We start from the raw sequence: 2,899 nt of genomic DNA on the forward strand, positions 1-2,899 counted from the left end.
GACGCCCTCGTCCACCGCCCGGCCGGCGAGGTCGGCCACGTCGGCCCCCACGTCGGTTATCCACGCGCTGTAGGTGTAGGTGCCGGCGCGGCCCCACATGCTCGAGTCGGGGTCGTCGGGGTCCAGGTTGTCGTCGCCGTAGTTGCAAACGACGAGGGCCAGCTTGCTGTAAGGCGACCAATCGTCAACGATGAGCGAGCCGTAGTTGTAATCGTTGTCCACGTCCATCTCCCAGACGTCGGGCTCGCCGCCGTCGCGCCGGATGCCGGCCACGGCGACCTTCCACACGCGGTGCTCCTGGCCGGCCTCGTTCTGGCCGTCGAAGGAGACGGCGAACATCTCGTGGGCGGTATTGGTGGAGAAGAGGACGAGGTTCATCCCCAATTTCTGGGGCAGGCTCGCGTCCGGCACCGAGAAGTCCTCCACGGGGTAGTCGCTCGTCGGGTGGCTCCAGGCGTACGTGAGATCGTAGGGGATGCTCACCGGCCAGTGGTAATCGTCCGAGTAGACCCCGGTGAACACCCGCCAGACGCTGAACAGCAGATAGGCGTCGGTGAGGTTCGAGCCCTCGTCGGCCAGAAGGTCGTCGAGCGTCTCGAAGATGCTCGGGTCGTTGGTGGAATCGGGCTGGACGGCGTTCCGGTACATATCGTCGTAGTAGTAGCCATCCTCGTCGAAGTAGACCAGGTCCAGAAACTTGTACCAGATCCACACCCCGTACTGGTACATCCCCGACGAGTTGATCAGGGTGTAATGGGGGTAGGTCTGGAACTCGCTGGTCTGGTAATAGGCGTGTCCCGTGCCGGGGTAGACGAGGTTCTGCCGGTACGTCGCCCCCGCCTCCATCAGCCGCTGCTCCGCGTAGTCGGCGCCCATCTGGATGGCGTGGCCCAGCTCGTGGCTGATCGTGGAACGGAGATAACTCTCCGTCATATTGATATCGATGGCGATGTAGCTCGTGAAGCCGTAACGGTCCGGATCGCCGTCGTAATACGACTCGGGGACGCAGTAACCCATCACGCCGCCCGTGATGTCCTCCAGGTAGAAATCGTAATCCGAGCTGCCCCCGGCGGAGCCGTCGGGCGGAGGTGGCCAGAGGCGGTCGGGGTCGCCCTCCTCGGTTTCGATGCCCCACGCTATCTCGGTATATCCCAGGCTCTCGGTGGCGTAGGCCAGGTAAGACGAATCGAAGTAGTGGAACCAGATGGAGTAGATACTGGATTCCACCTGCCCCACCGAGGCGGGCCGGGCCAGGAGGTCCAGAATCTCCCCCCGGGCGGAATCGTCCACCTCGTCGAGGTGGTCCAGCACATAGGTGATGTACGGGGTGTAGGACTCGATGACGACGCCCTCGGTGTTCTGGTACTCCACCGGAAGAGCGTTGTAATCCTTGACGTAGTTGACCAGGTACAGAAGCTCCTCGTGGCGGTCGAGCACGCCCTTCTCGTAGTCGGCGATGATCCTGTCGGGGGGCAGGTTCGCCGCGAAGGCGCCCGCCGCCGCCAGGATTGTGATTAACGCGGCCCAGCGCATTGGTCCTCCATTTTTTTTCGTGTGTCGTTCGAAGACGTCCCAAGGCATAGCACAAATTTTCTTGGATGTCAGTCAGTTTTATCAACATTAAAGGGGGTCGAACACGACCCCCTTCGACACTCAACGGATGGGATACCGGCTTAGCGCGCGACCACCAGGCGGCGGGTCAGGCTGCCGTCGGGGGTCGTCAGGGTGTAGAGGTACACCCCATCGGCGCGGCCCGAGGCGTCCCACACGCAGGCGTGCGGACCGACCTCCAACTCGCCGTCAACGACGGTATCCACCAGCCGCCCGGAGAGGTCGTATACCGAGAGCTCCACCGGACCGGCCTCGGCCAGCGTGAAGCGGATGGTCGTCTTTCCCGCGACCGGGCTGGGGAAGTTCTGCTCCAGCTTCGTCGCGCGGGAACCGGAATCGGCGGGGTCAACCGTGATCGGTCCGTAGCGCACTTCCACCCCGGCCGGGTCAATCAAGCCGAGGTAGTACTCGCCGCCCGCGGCGTCCTTGTCCAGGTAGCTCACCGCTTCCGTGTCCAGCGGCAGAGCGTTCAGGCGCTCCGTCCCCCGGTAAACGTTGAAACCCGCGACGTCGCCCTCGGCCCGCCAGGTTAAAAGGACGCCCTCGTCCACCGTCCGGCCGGCGAGGTCGGCCACGTCGGCCCCCACGTCGGTTATCCACGCGCTGTAGGTGTAGGTGCCGGCGCGGGCCCATTGGCTCGTGTCGGGGTCATCGGGGTTCAGGTTGCCGTCGCCGTACTGGGTGATGAGCATGGCGATCTTCAGGTAGGGCGACCAGTCGCTGATGACGAGGGAACCGTAGTTGTAGTCGTTGTCCACGTCCATTCCCCACACGTCGGGCTCGCCGCCGTCGCGCCGGACGCCCACTATGGAGACTTGCCAGATTCGGTGCTCCGTACCGGCGTCGTTCTGGCCGTCGAAGGAGACGGCGAACATCTCGTGGGCGGTGTTGGTGGAGAACCAGATGAGGTTGGTCGCCATCTTCTGGGGTAGGCGGGCGTCGGGCACCGAGAAATCCTCCACGGGGTAATCGTCAACCACGTGGCCCCAGGCCCAGGCCAGGTTGACGCCGATGGGCACCGGCCAGTGGTAGTCGTCCGCGTAGGTTCCGGTGAAGATACGCCAGATGCCGAACAGGTGGAAGGCGTCGGCCAGGTTGGACCCTTTGTCTTCCAACATGCTCGACAGGGTTTCGTAAATGCTCGGGTCGTTGTAGGAGCTGGACTGGATGCTGTCGCGGTACATGTCGTCGTACCAGTAGCCGTCCTCGTCGAAATAGTTCAATTCCAGGAACTTGTACCAAATCCAGGCCCCGTACATCCACAGGCCGGAGGAGAAAATGAGGGTGT

The 2,899-nt window shown here is 63.3% G+C and carries 2 protein-coding genes; both read right to left on the reverse strand.

Going from position 1 to position 2,899, the window contains the following annotated elements; genetic code table 11:
* On the reverse strand, positions 1 to 1,533 hold a 1,533-nt coding region (locus NTW26_08760), incomplete at its 3' end, for a DUF6055 domain-containing protein (GenBank protein ID MCX7022343.1).
* Positions 1,534 to 1,673: 140 nt separating this feature from the next.
* Positions 1,674 to 2,899: T9SS type A sorting domain-containing protein (locus tag NTW26_08765; GenBank protein MCX7022344.1), on the reverse strand; the 1,226-nt coding region annotated here is incomplete at its 5' end.

It is taken from the genome of bacterium (genome assembly GCA_026398675.1).
Classification (GTDB): Bacteria; RBG-13-66-14; RBG-13-66-14; order RBG-13-66-14; family RBG-13-66-14; genus RBG-13-66-14.